The 24970-nt window shown below is 71.7% G+C and carries 17 protein-coding genes; 10 read left to right on the forward strand and 7 right to left on the reverse strand.

Going from position 1 to position 24970, the window contains the following annotated elements; translation table 11 throughout:
• Positions 1-60 precede the first annotated feature (60 nt).
• The 3 genes from AB0D74_RS08770 (at position 61) to AB0D74_RS08780 (ending at position 3373) form a co-directional block, all read left to right on the forward strand.
• Positions 61-1191 (forward strand): Lrp/AsnC family transcriptional regulator, encoded by a 1131-nt coding sequence (locus AB0D74_RS08770; protein ID WP_362582002.1) that lies wholly within the window; start codon positions 61-63, stop codon positions 1189-1191.
• A 73-nt stretch (positions 1192-1264) separates the two neighbouring features.
• On the forward strand, positions 1265-2020 hold the full coding sequence (locus AB0D74_RS08775) for a rhomboid family intramembrane serine protease (protein ID WP_362582004.1): 756 nt from the start codon (positions 1265-1267) through the stop codon (positions 2018-2020).
• A gap of 501 nt (positions 2021-2521) precedes the next feature.
• A complete protein-coding gene (locus AB0D74_RS08780; RefSeq protein WP_362582006.1) occupies positions 2522-3373 on the forward strand; it encodes a hypothetical protein in 852 nt (283 codons plus the stop codon).
• A gap of 280 nt (positions 3374-3653) precedes the next feature.
• Here AB0D74_RS08780 and ppdK read toward each other — a convergent pair whose 3' ends face one another.
• Together ppdK and AB0D74_RS08790 are read right to left on the reverse strand one after the other, a co-directional pair.
• Positions 3654-6374 carry a pyruvate, phosphate dikinase gene (ppdK, locus tag AB0D74_RS08785; RefSeq protein WP_362582008.1) on the reverse strand — a complete coding sequence of 907 codons (2721 nt, stop codon included), beginning with the start codon at positions 6372-6374 and terminating at the stop codon, positions 3654-3656.
• Positions 6375-6794: 420 nt separating this feature from the next.
• On the reverse strand, positions 6795-8015 hold the full coding sequence (locus AB0D74_RS08790; RefSeq protein ID WP_362582010.1) for an ROK family protein: 1221 nt from the start codon (positions 8013-8015) through the stop codon (positions 6795-6797).
• Positions 8016-8135: 120 nt separating this feature from the next.
• Between AB0D74_RS08790 and AB0D74_RS08795 the strand changes: the two genes are divergently transcribed.
• The 3 genes from AB0D74_RS08795 (at position 8136) to AB0D74_RS08805 (ending at position 14189) form a co-directional block, all read left to right on the forward strand.
• Positions 8136-9698: a hypothetical protein gene (locus AB0D74_RS08795; protein WP_362582012.1), complete on the forward strand. Its 1563-nt coding sequence runs from the start codon at positions 8136-8138 to the stop codon at positions 9696-9698.
• 64 nt (positions 9699-9762) lie between these two features.
• On the forward strand, positions 9763-11700 hold the full coding sequence (locus AB0D74_RS08800) for a glycogen debranching N-terminal domain-containing protein (RefSeq protein ID WP_362582014.1): 1938 nt from the start codon (positions 9763-9765) through the stop codon (positions 11698-11700).
• Between the two features lie 917 nt (positions 11701-12617).
• Complete coding sequence (locus tag AB0D74_RS08805; RefSeq protein WP_362583029.1) at positions 12618-14189, forward strand: sulfatase-like hydrolase/transferase; 1572 nt, start codon at positions 12618-12620, stop codon at positions 14187-14189.
• 196 nt (positions 14190-14385) lie between these two features.
• On the opposite strand, the gene dusB is transcribed toward AB0D74_RS08805, so the two are convergent.
• Positions 14386-15528 carry a tRNA dihydrouridine synthase DusB gene (dusB, locus tag AB0D74_RS08810; protein WP_362582016.1) on the reverse strand — a complete coding sequence of 381 codons (1143 nt, stop codon included), beginning with the start codon at positions 15526-15528 and terminating at the stop codon, positions 14386-14388.
• A gap of 98 nt (positions 15529-15626) precedes the next feature.
• Between dusB and AB0D74_RS08815 the strand changes: the two genes are divergently transcribed.
• Positions 15627-17078 carry an MFS transporter gene (locus AB0D74_RS08815; RefSeq protein ID WP_362582018.1) on the forward strand — a complete coding sequence of 484 codons (1452 nt, stop codon included), beginning with the start codon at positions 15627-15629 and terminating at the stop codon, positions 17076-17078.
• A gap of 49 nt (positions 17079-17127) precedes the next feature.
• On the opposite strand, the gene AB0D74_RS08820 is transcribed toward AB0D74_RS08815, so the two are convergent.
• From AB0D74_RS08820 to AB0D74_RS08830, 3 genes are all read right to left on the reverse strand, one after another.
• Positions 17128-17577, reverse strand: coding sequence for a hypothetical protein (locus tag AB0D74_RS08820; protein ID WP_362583032.1), 450 nt, complete (start codon positions 17575-17577; stop codon positions 17128-17130).
• A gap of 159 nt (positions 17578-17736) precedes the next feature.
• Entirely contained in the window at positions 17737-18081 is a 345-nt protein-coding gene (locus tag AB0D74_RS08825; protein ID WP_362582020.1) for a hypothetical protein, read from the reverse strand.
• A gap of 134 nt (positions 18082-18215) precedes the next feature.
• Positions 18216-19130, reverse strand: a complete 915-nt coding sequence (locus AB0D74_RS08830) for a helix-turn-helix transcriptional regulator (RefSeq protein ID WP_362582021.1) — start codon at positions 19128-19130, stop codon at positions 18216-18218.
• 100 nt (positions 19131-19230) lie between these two features.
• On the opposite strand from AB0D74_RS08830, the gene AB0D74_RS08835 reads away from it, so the two are divergent.
• Positions 19231-20658: an MFS transporter gene (locus AB0D74_RS08835; RefSeq protein WP_362582023.1), complete on the forward strand. Its 1428-nt coding sequence runs from the start codon at positions 19231-19233 to the stop codon at positions 20656-20658.
• A 93-nt stretch (positions 20659-20751) separates the two neighbouring features.
• On the opposite strand, the gene AB0D74_RS08840 is transcribed toward AB0D74_RS08835, so the two are convergent.
• The gene (locus AB0D74_RS08840) at positions 20752-23007 is read right to left on the reverse strand and encodes a SpoIIE family protein phosphatase (protein ID WP_362582024.1); all 2256 of its coding nucleotides are present in this window, start codon (positions 23005-23007) and stop codon (positions 20752-20754) included.
• Positions 23008-23338: 331 nt separating this feature from the next.
• Between AB0D74_RS08840 and AB0D74_RS08845 the strand changes: the two genes are divergently transcribed.
• Together AB0D74_RS08845 and AB0D74_RS08850 are read left to right on the forward strand one after the other, a co-directional pair.
• Positions 23339-23557, forward strand: a complete 219-nt coding sequence (locus AB0D74_RS08845) for a hypothetical protein (RefSeq protein ID WP_362582028.1) — start codon at positions 23339-23341, stop codon at positions 23555-23557.
• A gap of 93 nt (positions 23558-23650) precedes the next feature.
• Positions 23651-24799, forward strand: a complete 1149-nt coding sequence (locus AB0D74_RS08850; protein WP_362582030.1) for a serine hydrolase domain-containing protein — start codon at positions 23651-23653, stop codon at positions 24797-24799.
• The last annotated feature ends 171 nt before the right edge of the window (positions 24800-24970 follow it).

The raw sequence follows: 24970 nt of genomic DNA on the forward strand, positions 1-24970 counted from the left end.
CCCGGCCCTTCTTCACGACTGCGCCCGCGGGGTGCGGGCCCTGAAGTCCACAATGGGAGAGTGGCGCACAACGGCTCCGAACCGCAGGATTCCGGCTCACCCGCCGAGCAGACGCAGGATGCTGCCGCCGCTACGGCTGCCCCTGCGACCGCGCCGGACCTGCTGAGCGAGGACGAACTGGCGCTGATCAACGCGCTGCAACTGAGCCCGCGCGCCTCCTGGACCGAGCTCGGACGCGCCCTGGGCGTCGACCCGGTCACGGTGGCCCGCCGTTTCCACCGCCTCTCCGCGCAGGGCACGGCCTGGGTCGGCTTCTCCCCGGGCCCACGCCTGCTGGAGCAGATCTGCGTGGCGTACGTCGTGATCGACTGCGCCCCGGGAACCACGGCCCGGGTCGCCGGGTCCCTGAGCGCCCACCCCCACATGGTGACGATCGAGCGGACGTCCTCCGGCCACGACATCCTCGCCACCGTCGCCACCCGCGACCTGCCCGCCCTGTCCCGCTACACCCTCGACCTGCTGCCCCAGCTGCCGGGCATCACCGCCGTACGGTCCCGGATCGTCACCCACATGTTCACGGAGGGCGGCCACTGGCGCATCGCCGCCCTGGCCCCGGCCCAGCGCGCCCGGCTGACGGCCCGGGCACCCGCACCCGCCGCCGTCCCCGCCGCGCACCGGAGCACCCATCGGGAGCTCACCTCCTTCGACCGTGCCCTCGCCACCCTGCTCGCCCACGACGGCCGCGCGCCCTACCAGACGCTGGCCCGGGACCTCGGCGTCAGCCTCTCCACCGCCAAACGCCGCGTCGAGGCCCTCATCCGCCGTGGCCTGCTCCGCTTCCGCTGCGACTTCGCCCGCCCGCTCGGCGGCTGGCCGGTCGCCGTCACGTTCTGGGCCAGGGTGCCGCCCGCCGACCTCCCCGGCATCGGCCAGTCCCTCATCCGGCTCCCCGAGACCCGCAACTGCGCCGCCGTCAGCGGCCCGCAGAACCTCGTCCTCCAGGCCAGCCTGCACTCGGTCAGCGACATCCTCCGCCTGGAGACCCACCTGGCCACGGTCCACCCGGCCCTCGACATCGCGGACCGGGTCATCACCCTGCGCCAGGACAAACTCCTCGGCCGCCTCCTGGACGCGCACGGCCGCTCCGTCGGCGTCGTACCGGCGGACCTGTGGGCGGAACCGGCCCTGTAGCCGGGCTGTCGTACAGTGCACCGAGGTGGGGACACGACAGCAGCGTGTCGCGCAGTTCGAGGGGGAACCTGCCATGGGTACGCCGAAGAAGGACCGCCCCGTACCGACATCGGTGCCGGCACCGGCGCCGGCACCGATGAGCCCCGAGCAGATGATCGCGGAGGCGCGGAAGGCGTTCTTCGTGATGTTCGGCCTGCTCGCGGTCGTCTGGCTGGTGCAACTGGCCAACTACTCCGAGCACTACGCCCTCTCCCGGGACTACGCGGTGGTCTCCGGTGACGTCGGCACCCTGCCCGACATCCTGGTCGCACCGCTGCTGCACTGGAGTTGGGCACACATCGAGAGCAACTCCGGTCCGCTGTTCGTCTTCGGCTTCCTCGCCGCGTACCGCGGGGTGGCCCGGTTCCTCGGCCTCACCCTCCTGATCGCGCTGAGCAGCGGCCTGGTCGTCTGGTTCTTCGAGCACGGCGACGTCGCGACGGTCGGCGCCAGCGGCCTGATCTTCGGGTACTTCGGCTACGTCGTCGTACGCGGCCTCTTCGACCGGCACCTCATCGACACCCTGGTCGGGATCGTCATGGGCGCGTCCTTCGCCTACCTCCTCACCGTCGCCGTACCCGGCACCCCCGGCGTCAGCTGGCTCGGCCACCTCGGCGGACTGCTCGGCGGCGTCCTCGGCGCCTGGCTCTTCCGCGACCGCCGCACCCCGCGCAAAGCCACCGGCACCCTCACCCCGAAAACCCCGCCCACCGGCAACACCCCACAGCCCGGCCCCGGTTCCCCACGCTCCGACCTCTACAAGGAACTCGACGACCTCGGCCTGCTCTGACAGACCACCGCAGGAGTTTGCAGTGTCGGTCACCCTCACGGGGGGACCCGGAATTCCGGAGCAATGAATCCTGGAATCGTGAATTCACTTCACTTCGCTCTCTCCCTTCACTGTGATTGACAGACCCGAGGGATAACGGTCGGAATTCCGTTCGAATGCGCGATGGCCGGTCCGGGAAATCATCATGATCTCGGGACGAGACGGCACGGGAATTGCGCCCGTCCGGTATGCTTTTCGCCGTGTGCAATGCCGCGCGCCTTGGGGGCGAGGGGGTGGTGCGTTACTGCTGAGGCGCGAACTTCCGCCTGGCGGCGGAAGGTACGGCAGCAACACCGGATCGTACGCGGCTCGACTCGGCCGCCCCTCAAAGGAGGACACTCGATGAGCTTTCCTGTGAATTTCTACGGCGTGAACCCGCTCGTGTACACGAAAGAAAATCCTCCGGTGGGCAGGTCGAAAATAGCGAGGTTCCCGGAGCTTGACGGACTCAGGCAGTTCGGCATGCCGTTCCAGGTGACCACCTACAACGGTGCGGAAATCCTGGCGATCCAGGCACCCGTGTGGGTGGGCTCCGTGCGCAGCATGCTCAGGACCGCCGCCCGCGAGATGCTCAAGGACAAGCCGTTCCACCTGTGGAACGACCCCACCGACTTACTGCTGACCTACGACGAGACCGGCGAGCCGGCGGCGGTCCAGGACATGACCCCCAGCATGAAGGCGGCGACCGCCCTCACGACCGTCATCGGCTATCTGCAGGACCTCGAGGCCGACTACGTCGACATCGTCGCCGGTATCGACGTGGATTTCCTGAAAGAGAAGCAGGCCGCCACCCAACGCGCCGCGGAGGACGAGTTCAAGTCCGGGAAATGGGACGGGACCACGAAATCGACCTACATCCAGTTCCTGGACGACGCCGCATGGCGCAGCTACATCAAGATGAACCCGTCCCCGGGCGGTTCCTCACCGGAGTCCACCGAGGGAGAGACCACACCACCCCACAAGGCGAAGACCAGGGACCGGGTGATCAGGATGAACAAGGCGAACCATACGGTCGCCGCCGTCGTCCACGAGGTCTTCCACGTCATCGAGGGTGACGGCACGGACGAACTGGGCATGTACTTCGTCGAAGCCTGCTGCGAATACCTCACGTGCGAGGCGCTCGGCGGTATCGACCTGCGCTGGGCCAAAGGATACGGGAAAGACGCTCCTGCCCCCGTCTACCAGAAGAACCTGCGGAACATCAGGAAGGCCGTCGCGCAACAGGAACTCACGAAGCGGGACATCCACCTGGCGTTCTTCGCGTCCGACAAGACCGCCTTGGAGAAGGTCTTCGACAAGGTCGGCAACAACTGAGGGTTCTCGGCGTGGCCCGTCCGGCTCAGAAGCCCTGTCGGTCCAGTACCCTGCCGCACTCACCGACAGCCCACGCCGGCCAACACCGTTCTGGCAGGCCGGCGACGTAGCTTGACAGCCCCCGCAGCTCACGCACGAAGGGGCGGCACCCCCGCACAGGGTGCCGCCCCTCTTTTTGCGGGCCGGGGCCGCCGGCCATCGGTCTTGAGGGTCGGGGACGGACGGCGGGCCCGGGGTTCGCGGGAGGCCGGTCAGGGGACCGGCCTCCGGTCGGCGGGCCTCAGCGGTGGTCGCTGCCCGTCGACTGGGTTGCCGCGCGGCCCGCTTCGAGGCGGGCCACCGGGATGCGGAAGGGGCTGCACGAGACGTAGTCCAGGCCCACCTCGTGGAAGAAGTGGACGGACTCCGGGTCGCCGCCGTGTTCGCCGCAGACGCCGAGTTTCAGGTCGGGGCGGGTGGCGCGGCCGGCCTTCGCCGCGGCGGCGACCAGGGAGCCGACGCCGTCACGGTCGATCGTCTCGAAGGGGGAGACGCCGAAGATGCCCTTCTCCAGGTAGGCGGTGAAGAAGGAGGCCTCGACGTCGTCGCGGCTGAAGCCCCAGACGGTCTGGGTCAGGTCGTTCGTGCCGAACGAGAAGAACTCGGCCGCCTCGGCGATCTGGCCGGCCGTCAGGGCGGCGCGCGGGAGTTCGATCATCGTGCCGATGGCGAGCTTGAGGCTGGTGCCGGTCGCCGCCTCCACCTCCGCGATGACCTGGTCGGCCTCCTCGCGGACGATCTCCAGCTCCTGGACCGTGCCGACCAGCGGGATCATGATCTCGGCGCGGGGGTCGCCCTTGGCGTTCTTGCGTTCCGCGGCGGCCTCGGCGATCGCGCGGACCTGCATGGTGAACAGGCCGGGGATGACCAGCCCGAGGCGTACGCCGCGCAGGCCGAGCATCGGGTTCTGCTCGTGCAGGCGGTGCACCGCCTGGAGGAGGCGGAGTTCGTTCTCGTGGGGCTCCTGGCGGGACTCGGCGAGGGCCACGCGGACCGAGAGCTCCGTGATGTCCGGGAGGAACTCGTGCAGCGGGGGGTCGAGCAGCCGGACGGTCACCGGGAGGCCGTCCATCGCCGAGAAGAGTTCGACGAAGTCCTTCTTCTGGAGGGGGAGAAGGGCCCGCAGGGACTCCTCGCGGTCCTCCTGCGTGTCCGCCAGGATGAGGCGTTCCACCAGTTCGCGGCGGTCGCCGAGGAACATGTGCTCGGTGCGGCACAGGCCGATGCCCTGGGCGCCGAAGCGGCGGGCGCGCAGCGCGTCCTCGGCGTTGTCGGCGTTGGCGCGCACCCGCAGCCGGCGCTTGCGGTCGGCGAAGGCCATGATGCGGTGGACGGCCTCGACGAGTTCGTCGGCGTCCTGGGCGCCCGCGTGCATCCGGCCCTCGAAGTACTCGACGACCGGGGAGGGTACGACGGGTACCTCGCCCAGGTAGACCTTGCCGGAGGAGCCGTCGATGGAGATGACGTCGCCCTCCTCGACCACGTGGCCGCCCGGGACGGTCATGCGGCGGCGCTTGGTGTCGACCTCCAGCTCCTCCGCTCCGCAGACGCAGGTCTTGCCCATGCCCCGGGCGACGACGGCCGCGTGGGAGGTCTTGCCGCCCCGGGAGGTGAGGATGCCTTCGGCGGCGATCATGCCGTCCAGGTCGTCGGGGTTGGTCTCGCGGCGGACCAGGATGACCTTCTCGCCCGAGCGGGACCACTTGACGGCGGTGTAGGAGTCGAAGACCGCCTTGCCCACCGCGGCGCCGGGCGAGGCGGCGATGCCGCGGCCGACCTGCTCGGTCTTCGCCTGCTCGTCGAAGCGGGGGAACATCAGCTGGGCGAGCTGGGCGCCGGTGACACGCTGGAGGGCTTCGGTCTCGTCGATCAGGCCCTGGTCGACCAGCTGGGTCGCGATACGGAAGGCGGCACCCGCGGTGCGCTTGCCGACGCGGGTCTGGAGCATCCACAGCTGACCGCGCTCGATCGTGAACTCGATGTCGCAGAGGTCCTTGTAGTGGTTCTCCAGCGTCTCCATGATCTGCATCAGCTGGTCGTACGACCTCTTGTCGATGTTCTCCAGCTCGGCCAGCGGGACCGTGTTGCGGATGCCCGCGACCACGTCCTCGCCCTGGGCGTTCTGGAGGTAGTCGCCGTAGACGCCCTGGTGACCGGAGGCGGGGTCGCGGGTGAAGGCGACGCCGGTGCCGGAGTCCGGGCCGAGGTTGCCGAAGACCATCGAGCAGACGTTGACGGCCGTGCCGAGGTCGCCGGGGATGCGCTCCTGGCGGCGGTAGAGCTTGGCACGGTCGGTGTTCCAGGAGTCGAAGACCGCGCGGATGGCGAGGTCCATCTGCTCGCGCGGGTCCTGCGGGAAGTCCCGGCCGGCCTCCGTCTTGACGATCTTCTTGAACCGGGTGACCAGCTTCTTGAGGTCGGCCGCCTCCAGCTCCGTGTCGACGGTGACCTGCTTGGCCTCCTTCGCCGCGTCCAGTGCCTCCTCGAAGAGCTCGCCGTCGACGCCGAGGACCGTCTTGCCGAACATCTGGATGAGGCGGCGGTAGGAGTCCCACGCGAAGCGGTCGTCACCGGCCTGCTTGGCGAGGCCCTGCACGGACTTGTCGGAGAGACCGATGTTCAGGACCGTGTCCATCATGCCGGGCATGGAGAACTTGGCGCCGGAGCGGACCGAGACCAGGAGCGGGTTGTCGGCCTGGCCGAGCTTCTTGCCCATCCGCTCTTCGAGGGCTTCGAGGTGCGCACTCACCTCGTCACGGAGTGCCGTCGGTTCCTCGCCGCTGTCGAGGTAGACCTTGCAGGCGTCGGTCGTGACGGTGAAGCCGGGGGGAACGGGGAGCCCCAGGTTGGTCATCTCGGCGAGGTTCGCGCCCTTGCCACCCAAGAGGTCCTTGAGGTCTTTGTTTCCCTCGGTGAAGTCGTAAACGAACTTCACGCCGTGGGGTTCTTTGTTTTCCGACACGGGTCTCGACTCCCTCGAGGACTCGGTGGCTGCCCTGACGGCCAGGAACATACCCAGATCGAAGGCGCCTGGGTACGTCTACTTGCGTGTCATGCGCCCGTAACCAGTCGTCCGCCACCGGATCGAAAGTCAAAGCTTGGCAAGCGGAGACCGGGTCGTGTTTTCACTTCTTGAACACAAGACCGCTCAGCACCGCACCTTTCCGCTCACCTGAGCGGCCATACCGCACACTTGATTTCGATCGATGAACGATCAAGGGGTGGCACCCAGTGCCACCCCTTGGAGAAGTGCAGTCGCCCATGATCCGCTCATCTGAGCGCAACCCTTATCAAGGGTGGCGAGAATCACGCTGCCACAGACCGCCGGAGTTCACCATGCGGACGCGGGTGCGGACACCAGAACCCGCAGGAAACGCGCCGGTCACACGCCCAGCGCCAGCAACCGCTCCTCGACCCGCTCCGGCGCGTACAGGTGCTCCACGACCAGGGCGCCGGCGCCGATCAGGCCGGCCCGCTCCCCCAGCCGGGACGTCACGACGTCCAGATGAGCGGTGGAGCGGGGCAGGGCCCGCTGGTAGAGCAGTTCGCGGACGCCGGTGAGGAACGGGGTGCCCGCCAGGTCGCCCGCGATCATCAGGACGCCCGGGTTGAGGAGGGTCACGACGGTCGCCAGCACGTCCCCGACCAGGCGGCCCGCCTCCCGGGCCAGCGAGGCGGCCTCCGGGTGGCCCGAGGCCAGCAGGTCGCGCACGTCCGAGCCGGAGGCGGCCGGGATCCCCGCCTCCGCCAGCCGCCGGGCCACCGCACCGCCGCTGGCGACGGCGGCGAGGCAGCCGTACGAACCGCACCGGCACTGCGCCTCCGCGCCCACCCGGATGTGGCCGATGTCCCCGGCGCCGCCGTCGACGCCCCGGAAGATGGAGCCGTCCACCACGACCCCGGCGCCGATGCCCGTCGAGACCTTGACGAGGACGAACGCCGAGCAGTCCGGGTATCCGGTGCGCTGCTCCCCGTACGCCATCAGGTTCGCGTCGTTGTCGACCAGGACCGGGACGGCCGGCGCGCCCGTCTGCTCAGTGAACGCCCTGGCCAGGCGGCCTCTTATGTCGTAGCCGTCCCAGCCGGGCATGATCGGCGGCTGGACGACCCGGCCGGTCTCGGTGTCGACCGGGCCCGGTACCGCGAGCCCGATCCCGCACACCTCCTCCGCGCGGTGACCGGCCTTCTCCAGCAACTCGGCGAACCAGCCGCCGAGTTCGGCCAGTACGGCCTCGGGGCCGTCCTGGATGACCGGGGTGCCGGAGTGCTCGGCGAGGATCTCGCCGGTGAGGGTGAGCACGGCGGCGCGGGCGTGCCGGGTCTCCAGGTCGGCGGCGAGCACGACCGCGTGGGAGTCGTCGAACTCGAGGGTGATGGAGGGGCGTCCGCCCAGCGGGGAGTCGACCGGGCCGCCGGCGCCCTCGCGCAGCCAGCCGGCCCGGAACAGCCGGTCCAGGCGGTGGCCGACGGTCGCCCGGGACAGCCCGGTGGCCTGCTGGAGCGCGCCGCGCGTCACGGCCCGCCCGTTCCGCACCAGTTCGAGCAGATCTCCGGCGCTCGCCTGTCCGCCGCCCTTGCCGGTCCTGCCGGGACGTCCGGTCATGCGCACCCCCTTGTGTTTCTCAAGCTTGCATTACATATTGAGTTTTGCGTGTTAAATAGACGTAACCCTACGGTAGCCACTGCCAAACCCGGCCGGCCGGACGTCTTCGGGGAGTCCCGAGTGGATCGCACTGCCCAGCTCACCACCCATGCGCTCGATCGCGGTATTGCATACGATCCGCCGCCCGCCCGCGCCGCCACCGGCACTGGGGCCGGCGCACGACGGTCGCTGCACGTCAGGGCCGCACAGGTGCTCGACGAGAACTGGACCGGCGGTTCGACCGTGCCCTCCCGGAGCCTGTATCCGCACCAGTGGTCGTGGGACTCGGCGTTCATCGCGATCGGCCTCAGGCACCTCTCGCCGCTGCGCGCGCAGACGGAGCTGGAGACGCTGCTGGCCGCCCAGTGGGGCGACGGGCGGATCCCGCACATCGTGTTCAACCCCTCCGTGCCCCTCGACGCGTACTTCCCGAGCCCCGACTTCTGGCGCTCCTCGACCGCGGGGCGCGCTGCGGGCGCCCCGCGCACCGTACAGACCTCCGGGATCGTGCAGCCACCGGTGCACGCGCTGGCGGCCTGGCTGGTGCACCTCGCCGATCCGGGCCTGTCACGGGCGCGCGGCTTCCTGGCCGGCGTCTACCCGCGTCTGGCCGCCTGGCACCGCTACCTGCTGCACCGGCGCGACCTGGGCGGGGGCGGGCTGGCCTCGGTCGTGCACCCCTGGGAACAGGGTATGGACAACAGCCCCTGCTGGGACGCCCCGCTCGCCCGGGTCGCGCCCGCCCCGGCCCGCTCCTTCCGCCGCGCCGACCTGGACCACGGCGCCGCCGAGGACCGGCCGACGGATCTGGACTACGGGCGGTACGTGCGGCTGGCGGCCGACTACCGGGACGCCGGATACACCGACCGGACCAGGGACTTCGCCGTCGAGGACCCCGCGTTCAACGCGCTGCTCATCGCCTCCGAGCACGCCCTCGCCCGCATCGCGCGGGAGCTGGGCGCGCCCGGCACGGCCCGGCACGCGCGCGCGGAGCGGCTGACGGCGGCGCTGGTGGACCGGCTGTGGGACCCGGAGAAGGAGATCTTCCTCTGCCGGGACCTGCGGGGCGGTGCGGGGGACACGGGGGGCACGGGAGGCCGGCTCATCCCCGAGCGCGGGGTCTCCGGGCTGGTCCCGCTGCTGCTGCCCGGCCTGCCGCGGGAGGTCGTCGCCGCGCTCGTGCGCACGCTGGAGGGCCCGCACTTCGGCACCGGGTCCGGTCTGGTGCCCAGTTACGACCTGCTCGGCGAGGCCTTCGACCCGCACCGCTACTGGCGCGGGCCCGCCTGGTTCAACACCGGCTGGCTGCTGGAGCGGGGGCTGCGCGAGCACGGCGAGCGGGAGCGGGCGGACGCGCTGGCCGAGGCGGTCGTACGGACCGCCGACGCGAGCGGGTTCGCCGAGTACGTCGACCCGTACACAGGAGAGGCGTGCGGCGCGACCGGGTTCAGCTGGACCGCGGCGCTCGCGCTGGACCTGCACCACCAGCGGCACGCGGCCCCGCACGACACACCGCACGACACGACACATGACGCACCACACGATGCACCGCGCAACGCACCGCACGACGCGCCGCGCGAAACAACGCACGGCGCACCGCGTGAAGAGCCACATAACGAACGTCAAAATCTGCACAAGAGCTGACAAAACGGGGTGTCTTCGGCGGACACCGCACGTTCGACCAGAGGGACGAAGGAGGGGACCGGGGATGACGGACCGGCATCATCTGCTCGTGCACGGCACGACGTTCGCGGCCGTGGACGACCGCGGCGACATCAGCGGCGTGCGGGGCGGCGGCTCCCCGGACGGGTTATTCGTACGGGACGCCCGGCACCTCAGCCGCTGGCAGCTGACGGTGGACGGGGCGCTGCCCGAGGTGCTCACGCCGGTCGCCGACGGGGACGGCACGCGCTGTGTCCTGGTCCCGCGCGGGGGCCGCCAGGAACCGCCGGCGCACACGCTCTTCCGGGAACAGGCCGTCGGCGACGGCTCGTTCGTGGAGTCCCTGCGGGTCACCAGCAACCGTCCGGTGCCGACCACGATCCGGCTCGCGATCACCGCCGACGCCGACTTCACCGACCAGTTCGAACTCCGCGCCGACCACCGCACCTACACCAAGGCCGGTGCCGTGCGCTCCCGCCATGTCCTCGACGACGGGCTGGAGTTCGGCTACCGCCGCGGCGAGTGGCGGTCCTGTACGGCGATCACCGCCGAGCCGGCCCCGGACGGTGTGGAGGAGACCGGCACCGGCGCCCGGCGGATGGTGTGGACGCTGGAGCTGGAGCCGCACGGCACCACCGAGCTGCTGGTCCGGGTGATCGCGCGCCCGCACGGCGACCGGCGGGCGCTGCGGGTGCCCCGCGATCCGGCCGCGCTGAACGAGCAGCTCCTCGCGCTGGAGGGCGAGTTCGTGGAGGGCGTGGCCTTCCCGACGGGCTGGCCGGAGCTGGCGGCGGCCTGCGCCCGCGGCCTCTCCGACCTCGCCGCGCTCCAGGTGCCGGCCACCGGACCGGACGGCGAGGAGCTCAGGGTCCCGGCGGCCGGGGCCCCCTGGTTCCTCACCCTGCTCGGCCGCGACGCCCTCCTCACCTCCCTCTTCGCCCTCCCCTACCGGCCCCGCCTCGCCGCCGCCACGCTGCCCGCCCTCGCCGCCACCCAGGCCACCGAGACCGGCGCGCACTCCGTGGCGCAGCCCGGGAAGATCGTCCACGAGGTACGGCACGGGGAGCTGGCCCACTTCGGGCAGGTGCCGTACGGGCGTTACTACGGCTCGGTCGACGCGACACCGCTGTTCCTGATCCTGCTCGGCGCGTACGTGGAGCAGACCGGGGACGTCACCATGGCCCGGCGGCTCGAACGCCACGCACGCGCCGCCGTCGGCTGGATGCTCGACCACGGCGGGCTGACCTCGCGCGGCTACCTGGTCTACCGCGCGGACAAGGGCGGCCTCGCCAACCAGAACTGGAAGGACTCCCCCGGCGCGATCTGCTCCGCCGACGGCAGCCGGCCGATGGGGACCGTGATGGCGGCGGGGGCCCAGGGGTACGCGTACGACGCGCTGCGCCGGACGGCGTGGGTGGCGCGGACGGTGTGGGCCGACGAGACGTACGGGGCGCTGCTGGAGCAGGCGGCCTGCGATCTGCGGGACCGGTTCCAGCAGGACTTCTGGATGCGGGAGGCGTCCTTCCCCGCGCTCGCCCTCGACGGGGAGGGCCGGCAGGTCGACGCGCTCGCCTCGGACGCCGGGCATCTGCTGTGGTCCGGGCTGCTGGACAAGGAGTACGGGGAGGTGGTCGGGCGGCGGCTGCTGGAGCCGGACTTCTTCTCGGGGTGGGGGGTGCGGACGCTGGCCGCGGGGCAGGCGGCGTACCACCCGCTGTCGTACCACCGCGGGTCGGTGTGGCCGCACGACAACGCGCTGATCGCGCTGGGGCTGGCGCGGTACGGGCTGCACGACGAGGCGCGGGCGGTGGCCCACGGGCTGGTGGACGCGGCGACGGCGGGCGGGCACCGGTTGCCGGAGGTGCTGGCCGGGTACGGGAGGGATTCGCATCCGGAGCCGGTGCCGTATCCGCATGCGTGCGTACGGGAGTCCCGGTCGGCGGCGGCGCCGTTGGCGTTGCTCACGGCAGTCGGCGGAGCGTAGGAGAGGGGCAGGGGGTCGTGGGTCGGGTGCGGGTGCGTGGGGGCTGGTCGCGCCCACGCGGCGGAGCCGCACATCGAATACAGCCCCGCGTCTCTGAAAGGGCGCTGTGTTTGCCCGGTGTTTGCCGAATGGCCTGAACACGGACCTAAAGAGGGCCGTACGGAAATGTGGCGGGTTCGGCCTCCGAGTGTCGGCCCGCTTCCGTTTCACGGGTCTCGCACGGAAGGACCTCCGGGTTGTCTCAGCACACGAGCATTCGCCAGCCATCGGACACGCCGTCCGGGCCGTCCGAACGCGAAGCCCCGCCGGAGGAGTCCGAGGTAGTGAAGTCCGAGCGGGAAGCGGCGTCCGAGGCGCCCGCGCCCCCCGAGGCCGCGTCGGCATCCGGGGACGAGTCGAGCGACGCCGCGTCCGAAGCCGAGACCACTGCCACTTCTGAGGCCGAACCCGAGTCCATAGCCGCCGCCAAGACCGAAGCCGAATCCATAGCCGCCACCAAGACCGAAGCCGAAGCCGAAGCCGCCGCCAAGACCGAAGCCGAAGCCGAGGTTGGCGCCGTCGGCGAGACCGAAACCGCTTCCGAGGCCGGATCCGAAGCCGACACCGTCGGCGAGACCGAAGCCGCTTCCGGGGCTGGAGTAGACGGCAAGGCCGGCAGTGAGGCGGAGGCTGAAGTCGGCCCCGAAACCGACGCCGCGGACGACAGCGGCTCCCAGGCTGTCGCTGGAGTCGAGCCGGAGCACGGAAGTTCCGCCGAACCGGCCGCCGACGCCGACGCCCCCCGCCCCCGTCGCCGCGGCTGGGCCGCCTGGAGTGGGCGGGTTCAGGGGTGGCGGGAGGCGCATCCCGGGGCTGCCTCGGTGCTGTCGATCGGTGTGTCCGTGCTCTGCGCGGCGCTCGTGATCGGGGCGCTGGTGATGCCGAACACCGTGGTCGCGCTGGGGCCCGCGAAGTTCGTGCGGCTGCCGTCCGAGGGGATCATCGCGGCGGCCGTCGCGCTGGCGCTGCCCCGGCGACCCCGGATCGTGCTGGCCGCCGTGTTCGGCGTGGTGCTGGGCGCGCTGACCCTGGTCAACGCGCTCGACATGGGGTTCAAGCAGTACCTGGGCCGGAGCTTCAACGCCATCCTGGACTGGAGCCTGCTCGGCGACGCGGAGTCGTACCTGGAGGACACGCTGGGCCGGACGGCCACCCTCGCCGTCGCCGTCGGTGCCGTCGTCCTCGTGCTGGTGGTGTTCGTGCTGCTCGCCCTCGCCACGGTCCGGCTGAGCAATCTGCTCGCCCGGCATCCGGGGCGGGCCACCCGCGGCACGTTGATCGCCGGTGTCGTCTGGATCACCTGCTCCTCCTTCGGCGTCCAGCTCGCCGGCGGTGTGCCGCTCGCGGCCGACAGCACCGCGACCACGCTGGAGATCAAGGCCCGTCAGGTGAAGGACACCCTGCACGACGAGGCGGAGTTCCGGAAGGTCGCCAAGGTGGACGCCTTCGGGAACACCCCGCCCGACCAGCTGCTGACCAGCCTGCGCGGCAAGGACGTGGTCTTCACGTTCATCGAGAGCTACGGCCGCAGCGCCATCGAGGACCCGATCGAGGCACCCGGCGTCGACAGCACCCTCGCCGTGCGGACCGCGGCGCTCGCGAAGGCCGGCTTCCACGCGAAGAGCGGCTGGCTGACGTCGGCGACGTACGGCGGCAGCAGCTGGCTCGGGCACTCCACGACCATGTCGGGGCTGTGGGTGAGCAACCAGCAGCGCTACCGGACCGTGATGGCGAGCAACCACCTCTCCATCACCAAGGCGTTCCAGAAGACCGGCGACTTCGACACCGTCGGCGTGATGCCGGGTATCCAGAAGGGCTGGCCCGAGCAGAGCTACTACGGCCTCGACAAGGTCTACAACGCCTTCCAGCTCGGCTACAAGGGACCGAAGTTCAGCTGGTCGACGATGCCCGACCAGTACGCGCTGCAGCAGTTCCAGGACCGGGTGCACAGCAAGAAGCCGGCCGACGGCAAGTCCCGGATGTCGTTCGTGATCCTGACCTCCAGCCACCAGCCGTGGGCGCCGATCCCGAAGATGGTGCCGTGGGACCAGCTGGGCGACGGCTCGATCTTCGACGCGATCCAGAAGGCCGGCAACAAGGCGTCCGACGTCATCGCCGACACCACCAAGTCCCGCCAGGAGTACGGCAAGTCGGTCCAGTACTCGGTGACCGCGCTCACCGAGTGGCTGGAGCGGTACGGCAACGACGACACGGTGCTCGTCTTCCTCGGCGACCACCAGCCGATCGCCCGGGTCAGCGGCAACCACGCCAGCCGTGACGTGCCGATCTCGATCGTTGCCAAAGACCCGAAGGTCCTTGACGCGATCGACTCCTGGAACTGGACCGACGGGTTGCGCCCCGCGCACGACGCGCCGGTGTGGAAGATGAGCGCGTTCCGCGACAAGTTCCTGACGGCGTACGGGTCGACTCCGCACCCGAAGACGAACTGAGCGTCCGCCGGAAGTGCCGCGATGGCGTCGCCGTTCGGCCGCGGCGCCGTCGTGGCCGATCGCGCAGTTCCCCGCGCCCCTTCAGGGGCGCCCTCAGCCGCCGGACGTTTCCGGTGCCGCAGGTGACGCACAGCCGTACGGCCGCGGCGGCGCCGTGGCCGGTCGCGCAGTTCCCCGCGCCCCTGAAGGGGCGCGGTCAGCCGCCGGAGGTGTCCAGTTCTGCTTCTTCGGTGATGCCTGCGCAGTCGTAGGGGTCCTTGAGCCAGCCGTCCGGGAGGACCACGCGGTTGTTGCCGGACGTGCGGCCTCGGGGGCCGTCGGCGCCGGTGGGCCAGGGCTGGTCGAGGTCGAGTTCGTCGAGGCCGGCGCGGAGGTCGGCCAGCGAGGACGTGATGGCGAGCTTCTTGCGCATCTCGCTGCCGACCGCGAAGCCCTTGAGGTACCAGGCGACGTGCTTGCGGAAGTCGACGACGCCCTTGGACTCGTCGCCGAGCCACTCGCCGAGCAGGGTCGCGTGCCGGACCATGATGGCGGCGACCTCGCGCAGGACCGGCTTGAGGACGTCCTGCGGGCGGCCCTCGAAGGCGGCGACCAGGTCGGCGAAGAGCCACGGCCGGCCCAGGCAGCCACGGCCGACGACCACGCCGTCGCAGCCGGTCTCCCGGACCATCCTGAGCGCGTCCTCGGCCGACCAGATGTCGCCGTTGCCGAGAACGGGGATCTCCGGGACGTGCTCCTTCAGGCGGGCGATGGCGTCCCAGTCGGCGGTACCGCCGTAGTGCTGGGCGGCGGTACGGCCGTGCAGGGCGATGGAGGTGACGCCCTCCTCGACGGCGATCCGGCCGGCGTCGAGGTAGGTGATGTGGTCGTCGTCGATGCCCTTGCGCATCTTCATGGTGACGGGCAGGTCTCCGGCGCCGGCGACGGCCTCGCGGAGGATGGCCCGGAGCAGGTTCCGCTTGAAGGGGAGGGCGGAGCCGCCGCCCTTCCTGGTGACCTTGGGGACCGGGCAGCCGAAGTTCAGGTCGATGTGGTCGGCCAGGCCCTCCTCCGCGATCATGCGGACGGCCTTGCCGACGGTGGCCGGGTCGACGCCGTACAGCTGGATGGAGCGGGGCTGCTCGCTCGCGTCGAAGCGGATCAGCTGCATGGTCTTCTCGTTGCGCTCGACCAGCGCCCGGGTCGTGATCATCTCGCTGACGAACAGCCCCTTGCCGCCGCTGAACTCCCTGCACAGGGTGCGGAAGGGCGCGTTGGTGATCCCCGCCATGGGGGCGAGGACGACCGGCGGCCTGACGGTGTGCGGGCCGATCTGGAGGGGCGACGTGGGCTCGGGCATTCCCCCATTGTCCCGTACCCGGCACGGTGCTCGGCCGGCACGATCATGTATCACTCATTAGTTAGACGCACTATCGAAATGGGCGTACGATGGTCTCCATGCCCGAGCTCAGCCCCCGCCGCCGCATGCTCGTCCTCGCGATCTGCTGTATGAGCCTGCTCATCGTCAGTCTCGACACGACCGCGCTCAATGTCGGCCTGCCCTCCATGCAGCGCGAACTGCACGCCTCGACGGCGGGCCTGCAGTGGACGATCGACGCGTACACCCTGGTCCTGGCCTCGCTGCTGATGCTCGCCGGTTCCACGGGCGACCGGGTCGGCCGCAAGAAGGTCTTCATGACCGGCCTGGTCGTCTTCTCGATCGGCTCGCTGCTCTGCTCCCTCGCGCCGAACCTGGACTCGCTGATCGCGTTCCGGATGGTCCAGGCGGTGGGCGGCTCGATGCTCAACCCGGTCGCCATGTCGATCATCACCAACACCTTCACCGACCCGCGCGAACGGGCCCGGGCGATCGGCGTGTGGGGTGCGGTGGTCGGCATATCCATGGCCGCCGGACCGCTGGTCGGCGGCCTGCTCGTGGAGTCGGTCGGCTGGCGGGCGATCTTCTGGGTCAACCTCCCGGTGGGCCTGGCGGCCGTCCTGCTGACGCTGCGCTTCGTGCCGGAGTCCCGGGCGCCGAAGGCCCGCCGCCCCGACCCGGTCGGCCAGGTGCTGGTGATCGCCCTGTTCGGCTCGCTGACGTACGCGATCATCGAGGCGCCGACGGCGGGCGCCGGCACCGTGCTGCCCTTCGCCGCGGTGGCCGTCGTCGCCCTGGCCGGACTCCTCTGGTTCGAGCCGCGCCGCGAGGAACCCCTGATCGACCTGCGCTTCTTCCGCTCGGCGCCGTTCAGCGGCGCGACGGTGATCGCGATCAGCGCGTTCGCGTCCCTGGGCGGCTTCCTGTTCCTGTCCACGCTGTACCTGCAGAACGTGCGCGGCCTCGACGCCCTGCACGCGGGCCTGTGGATGCTGCCGATGGCGGTCCCGATGTTCCTGTGCGCGCCGCTCGCCGGCCGCCTGGTCGGCAGCCGGGGCCCGCGACTGCCGCTGGTGATCGCAGGTGTCGCGATGACCGCGAGCGCGGTCCTGTTCGCCGCGTTCGAGGCGGAGACCTCGGACACCGCCCTCTTCCTCGGCTACGTCCTGTTCGGCATCGGCTTCGGCTTCGTGAACGCCCCGATCACCAACACGGCGGTCTCCGGGATGCCGAGGTCCCAGGCGGGTGTCGCCGCCGCGGTCGCCTCCACCAGCCGCCAGCTGGGCCAGACCCTGGGCGTCGCGGTGATCGGCGCGGTGCTGGCCTCCGGGATCGGCTCGTCCTCGTACGCCGACAGGTTCGTGGACGCCGCCCGCCCCGGCTGGTGGATCCTGGCCGGCTGCGGCCTCGCGGTCCTGCTCCTGGGCGCCGTGACGAACGGCGGCTGGGCCCGCGCCACGGCGGAGCGGGCCGCGGACCGGCTGGCGGCACCGGAGATCCGCGCGACCGTGGGGAGCGCGGAGCGCGTCTAGCCGGAGATCCTCACCGGGGCTGCCCGGGCGGCCCGGGGCCGCTCGTGGGCTACGACGCGCTCGGTTGCGCCGTCGGGCCGAAGCCGCGCAGTTGCCGGATCGTGCCGCCGAGTCTGTCGCGGAACCCGTCCAGCACCTGCGGCTGGGCGCTGACGATCCATCGGGTGCCGACCAGGTACTCGCCGCCGTAGCCGGAGGCGGAGTCCAGCCAGGTCTCCTTGAGTTCGTCGGTGGGGAAGGTGGTGATGAGGTAGTCGACCTTCTTCGTGTGGCACAGGCCCTGGCGCAGTTCCGTGGCGTTGATGCGGATCTTGGGCTTGCAGCCGGTCAGACCGGCGATCACCTCGACCTTGGCCGGAGCCACCACCCCCTTCTCGGGGGCGTCCGACACGGAGACCCTCGCCCGTCTGCGCTCCGGGTCGGCGGCGTCGTCACTGCCGCCGCAGGCCGCGGTCAGGGGGACGATCGCCAGGGTCGCGGCGAGGGTCGCGCCGCGCATCAGGCGGCCGGTGTGCTGGGCTCGTGGCTGCTGCGGCACGTTGCCTCTCCGTCTCCGGGTGGTCCTGTCCGCGGCCGGGCGGTCAGGCGTACGGCAGGAGGTACGGACGAACATCAGCGGCTGTTCACCCCGTACCCGGCGCCCCGTCGGACGCCTGCGTCACGAGCAGCTGATCTCCGAGCGGCGGTGCCGGGCGAGGACGGCCTGCCGCAGGGCGCCGAGGACCAGGGACTGCAGCAGCGCCGAGACGACGACCGTGCCGACGAAGAACCAGTTCGGGGTGTCCGGGCGCCAGGCCGTCCTGCCGAGCGCCGAGAGCAGCGGATAGACCGGGAACGTGACCAGGGGCGGCCAGAGCCACGCGTAGTCGGAGCCGTGGTCGTCCGCACCGGCGGAGTCGACGGCGGCCTTGGCGATGACGACGGCGACCAGCACCAGATAGGCCACCGAGAGTCGGTTGGTGAGCATGAGCCGGACAACGGTGCGGGCCGGGCCGGTTTCCATCGTCTTCTCCCCCGTGGCCGGTCGTCGGTACGTCGCTTGCTCGTTCCCTCTCCCCTCCTGCATGGTCGGGGGAGGACGGCGCCCGGGTCCTGAGTACGCGTACTCAGTTGTTCGAACGAATTCCCGTGACACGGTCAGGAGTTCGGCGTCGACGCCTCCGTCCGCGCCAGTTCGTGCAGTCGGTCCAGGCGCTCCCGGGTCCCCTCGTCGGCCGGGACGTAGGTGACCATCCGCGCCCCGGACGCCGGGTTCAGGAACAGGTCCGTGTGTTCCATGGTGAGGGGACCGACCCACGGGTTGAGGAAGTGCTTGGTCCTGGAGCGCAGGTCCACCACCTCGTAGCGCTCCCAGTTCTCGCGGAACTCCGCGGACTCCGCGGCCAGCCGCTTGACCAGCATCTTCCAGGCCGGCTCGGCGAGATGGCCGGCCATGGATGCGCGGAGCTTCGCGGCCATGAGACGGCGGGTCTCCTCCAGGTGCACGATGGAGCGGTGCCACTCCGGGTGGGTGTACACGAGGATCATGCAGTTGCGGTCCTCGGGCGGGACCGCGTCCAGGTCGCACAGCAGCCGGGCGTAGGTGCGGTTGTAGGCGAGGATGTCGTAGCGGCTGTTCTGGACGCAGGCCGGGAGGGGTTCAAGGGCCCGGAGCATCTCCTGCAGCGCCGGGGTGACGCCCGTGCAGCTCGCGGCCGGGGTCGGGTCGACGGCTTCGGCCAGCTGGAAGAGGTGGGCGCGCTCGGTGCCGTCGAGCCGCAGGGTGCGGGCGAGGGCGTCCAGGACCTGGACGGAGACCTGGATGTCCCGGGCCTGTTCCAGCCAGGTGTACCAGGTGACGCCGACCGCGGAGAGCTGCGCGACCTCCTCGCGGCGCAGGCCGGGCGTGCGGCGGCGGGTGCCGCGGGGCAGGCCCACCTCCTCCGGGGTGATCCGCTCCCGGCGGCTGCGCAGGAACGCGGCCAGCTCGTGCCGCCGGATGTCCGCGCACCGGCCCGGGGCGGGGGCCGCGCTCTGCCGGAGGCCGGTCGTCTCCTGCGCCGTCGTCGTCATGACTCCAGCCTGCCCTGTCGCCGATCCTGTTGCCAGGTACTTCTACTACCAGGACAAGGAGACTCTGGTACCAGTCTCGGGGAGCCCGCAGGCTCGCAGCATGACCGAAACCGCCACCACCGCGACCGTACGGTCCCCGTCCGCGCCACCGGCGCTCGGCGGGCCCGGGCTGTTCACCGTCCTGCTGGCCGCCGCACTCCCCCTCGTCGACTTCTTCATCGTCAACGTCGCCCTGCCCACCATCGGCGCCGACCTGCACGCCGGCGAGGCGGTCCTGGAACTCGTCGTCGCCGGGTACGGCGTCGCCTACGCCGTACTGCTGGTGCTCGGCGGCCGGCTCGGTGACCTGTTCGGGCGCCGCCGCCTCTTCCTCGGCGGCATGGCCGCGTTCGGCCTGACCTCGCTGGCCTGCGGACTCGCGCCCAGCGCCTGGACACTGGTGGCCGCCCGGGTCGCCCAGGGCGCCGCGTCCGCCGCGATGCTCCCGCAGGTCCTCGCCACCATCCAGGCCGCCACCGCCGGCGGCCGACGCGCCCGGGCCATGAGCCTCTACGGCGCCACCGCCGGGCTCTCCATGGTGGCCGGGCAGATCCTCGGCGGGGTGCTGGTCGCCGCCGACATCGCGGGCACCGGCTGGCGCTCGGTGTTCCTCGTCAACGTGCCGGTCGTGCTCGTCGGCCTGGTGCTCGGCGCCCGCTTCGTGCCGGAGACCAGGTCGCAGAAGCCGGAGCCCGTCGACGGACCCGGCACCGTGCTCCTCGCCGCCTCCCTCCTCGCCCTGCTCGCGCCGCTCACCGAGGGCCGGGCGGCGGGCTGGCCGCTGTGGACCTGGCTGTCGCTGGCCGCATTCCCGGGCGTGGCCGTCGCCTTCTACAGCGTGGAACGCCGCGCCGACCGGGCGGGCCGTACACCACTGGTCCCGCCGAGCCTGTTCGAACTCGCCTCGCTGCGCCGGGGCCTGGCGCTGATGCTGCCGTTCTCCATCGGCTTCAGCGGGTTCATGTTCGTGATCGCCGTGGCCCTGCAGAGCGGGGAGCATCTGGGCCCGGTCGCGGCGGGCATGTCGCTCGCCCCGATGGCGGTCGTCTTCCTGTTCGTCTCACTCGCCGGGCCGCGGCTGATCGCCCGGTACGGCAGCCGGGTGGTGACGGCCGGGTCCGTGATCCAGGTGGCCGGCATCGTCCTCATCGTGCTCGCCGCCCGGCGGGACTGGCCGCACCTGGACTTCACCGGGCTGCTGCCCGGGGTCGCGGTCGCCGGCGCCGGGCAGGCCCTGCAACTGCCCAACGTGCTGCGCCTCGTCATGTCGGAGATACCGCCGGCGCGGGCCGGGGTCGGCAGCGGCGTGATGGTCACCACCCAGCAGTCCGCACTCGCCCTCGGCGTGGCCACCCTGGGCACCCTCTTCCTCTCCCTGGTCCCCCACCAGGGCATGCGCGACGCCCTGGTCACCACGCTGCTGGTGCAGCTGGGCCTCGCGGTGGTCACGGGCCTGCTCAGCCTGCGGTTGCCTCGAACGGTGCACTGACCGGCGCCCCGTAGGGGCGCGGGGAACTGCGCGACCAGCCACGACGACGCCGCAGCCGCCGGACGGCATATCGCGGCACCCCCGAGGGCGCACTCAGCCTCCGCTACCACCCAACTCGAACCACACGATCTTGCCGGTACCCAGCCGGGTCGTCCCCCAGCGCCGCGCCAGCCGATGCACCAGGTACAGCCCCCGGCCGTGCTCGTCCGTCGCCTTGGCCTGCCGCAGCCTCGGCAGCTGCGGCACGTCGTCGCCGACCTCGAAGCGCAGCACGTCCGTGCGCAGCAGCCGCAGGCTGATCGGCCGGGACGCGTGCCGTACGGCGTTGGTGACGATCTCGCTGACCAGCAGCTCGGCGGTGTCGGTGAGGTCCTCCAGGCCCCAGCCGGCCAGAGCTTCCCGGGTGAGCCGGCGGGCCCGGCCGGGGGCGCCGACCTCCGGTTCCAGGGTCCAGTACGCCACGTCGCTCGGCGCGATGCCGTCGAAGCGGGCGGCGAGCAGCGCGATGTCGTCGTCCCGGTCGCCCGGGCCGAGCATGTCGAGCACCTCGTCGCACAGCGCCTCAAGGGGCGGCGGCCGGTCGGGGCCGGTCAACTGGGCGGTGGCGGCGATCCGTTCGCGCAGCTGCTCGATGCCGGTCCACACGTCGCGCAGCCGGGACTCGACCAGGCCGTCGGTGTAGAGGAGCAGGGTCGCCCCGGTGGGGGCGTCCAGCTCGACCGCCTCGAAGTCGATGCCGCCGACGCCGATCGGGGCGCCCGGCGGCACGGTGAGGACCTCCGTCTTGCCGCCCGGGTGCAGCAGGATGGGCGGCGGGTGGCCGGCGTTGGCGACGGTGATGCGGTGCGAGACGGGGTCGTAGACGACGTACAGGCAGGTGGCCATGCGGTCGGTGCCGAGCCGCTGGGCCTGTTCGTCGAGGTGGTGCAGGACCTCCTGCGGGGGCAGGTCGAGGCCGGCCAGGGTCAGCGCTGTGGTGCGCAGCTGGCCCATGACGGCCGCCGAGGTCATGGAGTGGCCCATGACGTCGCCGACGACCAGCGCCACCCGGCTGCCGGGCAGCGGGATCGCGTCGTACCAGTCGCCGCCGACCCGCGCGGTCTCGGCGGCCGGCAGGTAGCGGGAGGCGAGCCGGACGCCGGTGGGCCGGGGCAGCGTCTGCGGGAGCATGGCGCGCTGCAGCCGGTCGGCGATGAACGCCTCTCTGCTGTACAGAACGGCCTTGTCGACGCCGAGCGCGGTGTGGGTGGCCAGTTGGGCGGCGACCAGCAGGTCGGCGGGTTCGAACGCCGGGCGTTCGGGGCGGCGCAGGAAGACGACGGCGCCGGTGACCCGGCGCCGGCCGCGCAGCGGGGCGAGGATCGCGTGCGAGCCGACCCAGTCGTTCAGCGCGCTGTCCGCGCCGACGAGTTCGCCCAGCGCGGCGCGGGTCGGCGGGGTGTCGGCGAACACCGGCCGGACCCCGCGCAGCACCTCGGCGAGGGCGCCGCCGGGCACCACCTCGCTCCAGTCGGAGGCGTCCAGGTCGTCCTGCTCGTCGTTCACCGTCTCCGCGGGCCAGACCAGATCCTCGGCGCCGGGACCCTTGAGCCGGTCGGTGCGGCGCAGCCGCAGTACGGCCGGGCCGTTGGGGCGTTCGTCGCCGACCGGCAGCGGGTCGCGCAGGTAGACGAGGGCCGCGTCGGAGTACGTCGGTACGGCGGCCCGGCACAGGCCGAGCACGATCTCGTCGGTGTCGAAACCGCGGGCGATCCGCCGGGTGGCGGCGCCGACGTAGCGCAGGCGGTCCTCGTCGGGGGCCTTCGGCGCGACGGGCGGCGCGGCGGCGAGGGAGTCCTCGCGCACGCCGAGCGCGGTCTGCGCGGAGAGCGCGTCGGCCAGGGCGATGTCGTCGTCCACGAAGTCCTCCCGGTCCGGGCGCCGCAGGAACACCGCCACGCCCACGACGGCGTCGGGGGCGCGCAGCGGGGCGAGCAGGACCCGGTTCCCCTGCGGCAACCGGGTCGCCGTGCCCAGGAGTTCGCGCAGGGCCTCGTCCACGTCGTCCGGGCCCCGGCCGCGTGCCCTGCCGCAGCGCAGCAGCGCGGCGAGCGCGCCGTCGGGCGCCACCGGTCTCGACGGCGGGGGCGATCCGCCCATGGCGCCGCCGAGTTCGGCGGGCACCCCGTCCAACTCCAGGCGCTGTGGCTCCGAACCGTCCGCCGGGTGGTCGCCGAGGTAGACGAACAATCCGTCCGCCAGGTCCGGGACCGTCACCCGGTACAGCTCACGGACGGCCTGGACCGCGCCCTCGGCGCGCGCGATCCGGCGGCCGGCAACGGCCAGGAAACGTTGAGGATCCGGCAGCATCGCCTCTCCGTGCCGGTGGCCGCTTCACAAGGTCGCTTTCATCTTGAGCCAGGGTCAATTCCCTGTCCAGGGTTTCCGTCGGTAGACCAATTCCTGTTCTTGATCCGGAGGTTGGGACCGGGACGTTTCGGATGGCACCCCCGGGCCCGTCCTGACCTCGTCCTCGTCCCGCGCGGCGGTGCCTCGTCGGCTGTGTGAACTCCCGGGACGTCCTCGACAAAACCCGGTGAAGAAATCCCCGTTGATGTTGGTCTTGCTGCACACTCCTTGCCGTCGGCCCGCCGTCGACACGTGCCGGACAGCAGACCGGGCACAGACTCCGGAGGCGTCAATGTCGCAGATCGACGAGAGCAAGGTCAGCCGCTGGGACCGGCACGGCCGGGAACACGTGGTCCGGGTGCAGCGCACGGGGGTGCAGCGCACGATCAAATGCGACACCTGCGGCTGGCAGAAGGGCGCGCAGTTCCTGCCCTGGCTGAAGGCGGAGGAGCACCTGGCCGAGGCCCACCAGGCCACCGTGGACCCCGCGGGCACCCAGCCCTCGCGATGACCTTCCGCGGGCGGGCGATCCGGACCGTGCGATGACTTTCCGGAGGGGCGGGAGTCGTACCAGCCGACACCGCGCCCACCGGAAGGACGACCGATGACCGTCTCCCCGCTGCACGCCACCCTGCGCCACCACGTCGAGGCAGGGACCGCCCCCGGGGCCGTGGGCCTGGTGGCCCGCGGCGACGACGTCGAGGTGGTGGCCGTCGGGCACACCGACGTCGAGGGGTCCGCCCCGATGGCCCGGGACTCGGTCTTCCGCATCGCGTCGGTCACCAAGCCGGTCACCGCCGCCGCGGTGCTGATGCTGGTGGACGAGGGCCGGATCGGGCTCGACGACCCGGTGGCCGACTGGCTCCCGGAGCTGGCGAAGCCGACGGTGGTCCGTACGCCCTCCGGTCCCGTCGACGACGTGGTGCCCGCGGAGCGCCCGGTCACCGTCGAGGACCTGCTGAGCTTCCGCGCCGGCTGGGGCCTCGCCGCCGACTTCTCGCTGCCCGCCGCGCGGGCCCTGACCGCGGTCCAGGACCACGGCCTGCCCTTCCGGGACTGGCCGGACCCGGACACCTGGCTGGGCCTGCTCGCCCGGGTGCCGATGCTGCACCAGCCGGGCGAGGCCTGGCTGTACGGCACCTCGTCCGCCCTTCAGGGCATCCTGGTCGCCCGGGTGTCGGGGCGTACCCTGCCCGACTTCCTGGCGGAGCGGGTCTTCGAGCCGCTGGGCATGCGGGACACGGCGTTCGAGGTGCCCGCGGCGAAACGGCACCGCTTCACCTCGTCCTACGCCCCCGACGCGGACGGCACCCTGCGGCTGACGGACACTCCGGACGGCGCGTACAGCAGCCTGCCGCGTTTCCCGTCGGGCGGCGGCGGGCTGGTCTCCACGGCCGACGACTGGCTGGCGTTCGGCCGCATGCTGCTGAACGCCGGCGCCACCCCGGACGGCCGCCGTCTGCTGACCGCCACCTCGGTCAGCCGCATGACCACCAACCACCTGACGGCGGCCCAGCGCGAGCACGCCGCGCCCTTCCTGGAGGGCCAGGGCTGGGGGTACGGCGGCTCGGTCGACGTCGCCCCCACGGACCCCTGGTCGGTGCCCGGCCGGTACGGCTGGATCGGCGGCACCGGCACCACCGCGCACGTCGTCCCGGCCACCGGCACGGTCACGGTCCTGTTGACACAGGCGGCCATGACGGGTCCGGCGTCGACCTCGCTGATGCGGGACTTCTGGCGGGTCACCGCCTAGCCCCGCGCGTTACGCCGTTCGGGTGAGCTTCCGGGTAAGAATCGCAAGGTCAGGACACCCGTTGCCACCTGCGGTCTTTACCTGATCCGAGGGCGGCGCAGACCGTTTCCGAAGCCGCCCGGGTCGCCGCCCGGCGCGACCCGGCCAAGCCTTGAGAGGTCCCCCCGTCCC

Source organism: Streptomyces sp. NPDC048278, from assembly GCF_040652195.1.
Lineage (GTDB): Bacteria > Actinomycetota > Actinomycetes > Streptomycetales > Streptomycetaceae > Streptomyces.

What these genes read in the sequence shown, in the direction of transcription:
- AB0D74_RS08775 (WP_362582004.1), top strand. Translation starts at nt 1,265, where the DNA reads ATGGGTACGCCGAAGAAGGACCGCCCCGTACCGACATCGGTGCCGGCA.
- AB0D74_RS08780 (WP_362582006.1), top strand. Translation starts at nt 2,522, where the DNA reads ATGCCGTTCCAGGTGACCACCTACAACGGTGCGGAAATCCTGGCGATC.
- AB0D74_RS08790 (WP_362582010.1), bottom strand. Translation starts at nt 8,015, where the DNA reads ATGACCGGACGTCCCGGCAGGACCGGCAAGGGCGGCGGACAGGCGAGC.
- AB0D74_RS08800 (WP_362582014.1), top strand. Translation starts at nt 9,763, where the DNA reads ATGACGGACCGGCATCATCTGCTCGTGCACGGCACGACGTTCGCGGCC.
- AB0D74_RS08805 (WP_362583029.1), top strand. Translation starts at nt 12,618, where the DNA reads ATGCCGAACACCGTGGTCGCGCTGGGGCCCGCGAAGTTCGTGCGGCTG.
- dusB (WP_362582016.1), bottom strand. Translation starts at nt 15,528, where the DNA reads ATGCCCGAGCCCACGTCGCCCCTCCAGATCGGCCCGCACACCGTCAGG.
- AB0D74_RS08815 (WP_362582018.1), top strand. Translation starts at nt 15,627, where the DNA reads ATGCCCGAGCTCAGCCCCCGCCGCCGCATGCTCGTCCTCGCGATCTGC.
- AB0D74_RS08820 (WP_362583032.1), bottom strand. Translation starts at nt 17,577, where the DNA reads ATGCGCGGCGCGACCCTCGCCGCGACCCTGGCGATCGTCCCCCTGACC.
- AB0D74_RS08825 (WP_362582020.1), bottom strand. Translation starts at nt 18,081, where the DNA reads ATGGAAACCGGCCCGGCCCGCACCGTTGTCCGGCTCATGCTCACCAAC.
- AB0D74_RS08830 (WP_362582021.1), bottom strand. Translation starts at nt 19,130, where the DNA reads ATGACGACGACGGCGCAGGAGACGACCGGCCTCCGGCAGAGCGCGGCC.
- AB0D74_RS08835 (WP_362582023.1), top strand. Translation starts at nt 19,231, where the DNA reads ATGACCGAAACCGCCACCACCGCGACCGTACGGTCCCCGTCCGCGCCA.
- AB0D74_RS08840 (WP_362582024.1), bottom strand. Translation starts at nt 23,007, where the DNA reads ATGCTGCCGGATCCTCAACGTTTCCTGGCCGTTGCCGGCCGCCGGATC.
- AB0D74_RS08845 (WP_362582028.1), top strand. Translation starts at nt 23,339, where the DNA reads ATGTCGCAGATCGACGAGAGCAAGGTCAGCCGCTGGGACCGGCACGGC.
- AB0D74_RS08850 (WP_362582030.1), top strand. Translation starts at nt 23,651, where the DNA reads ATGACCGTCTCCCCGCTGCACGCCACCCTGCGCCACCACGTCGAGGCA.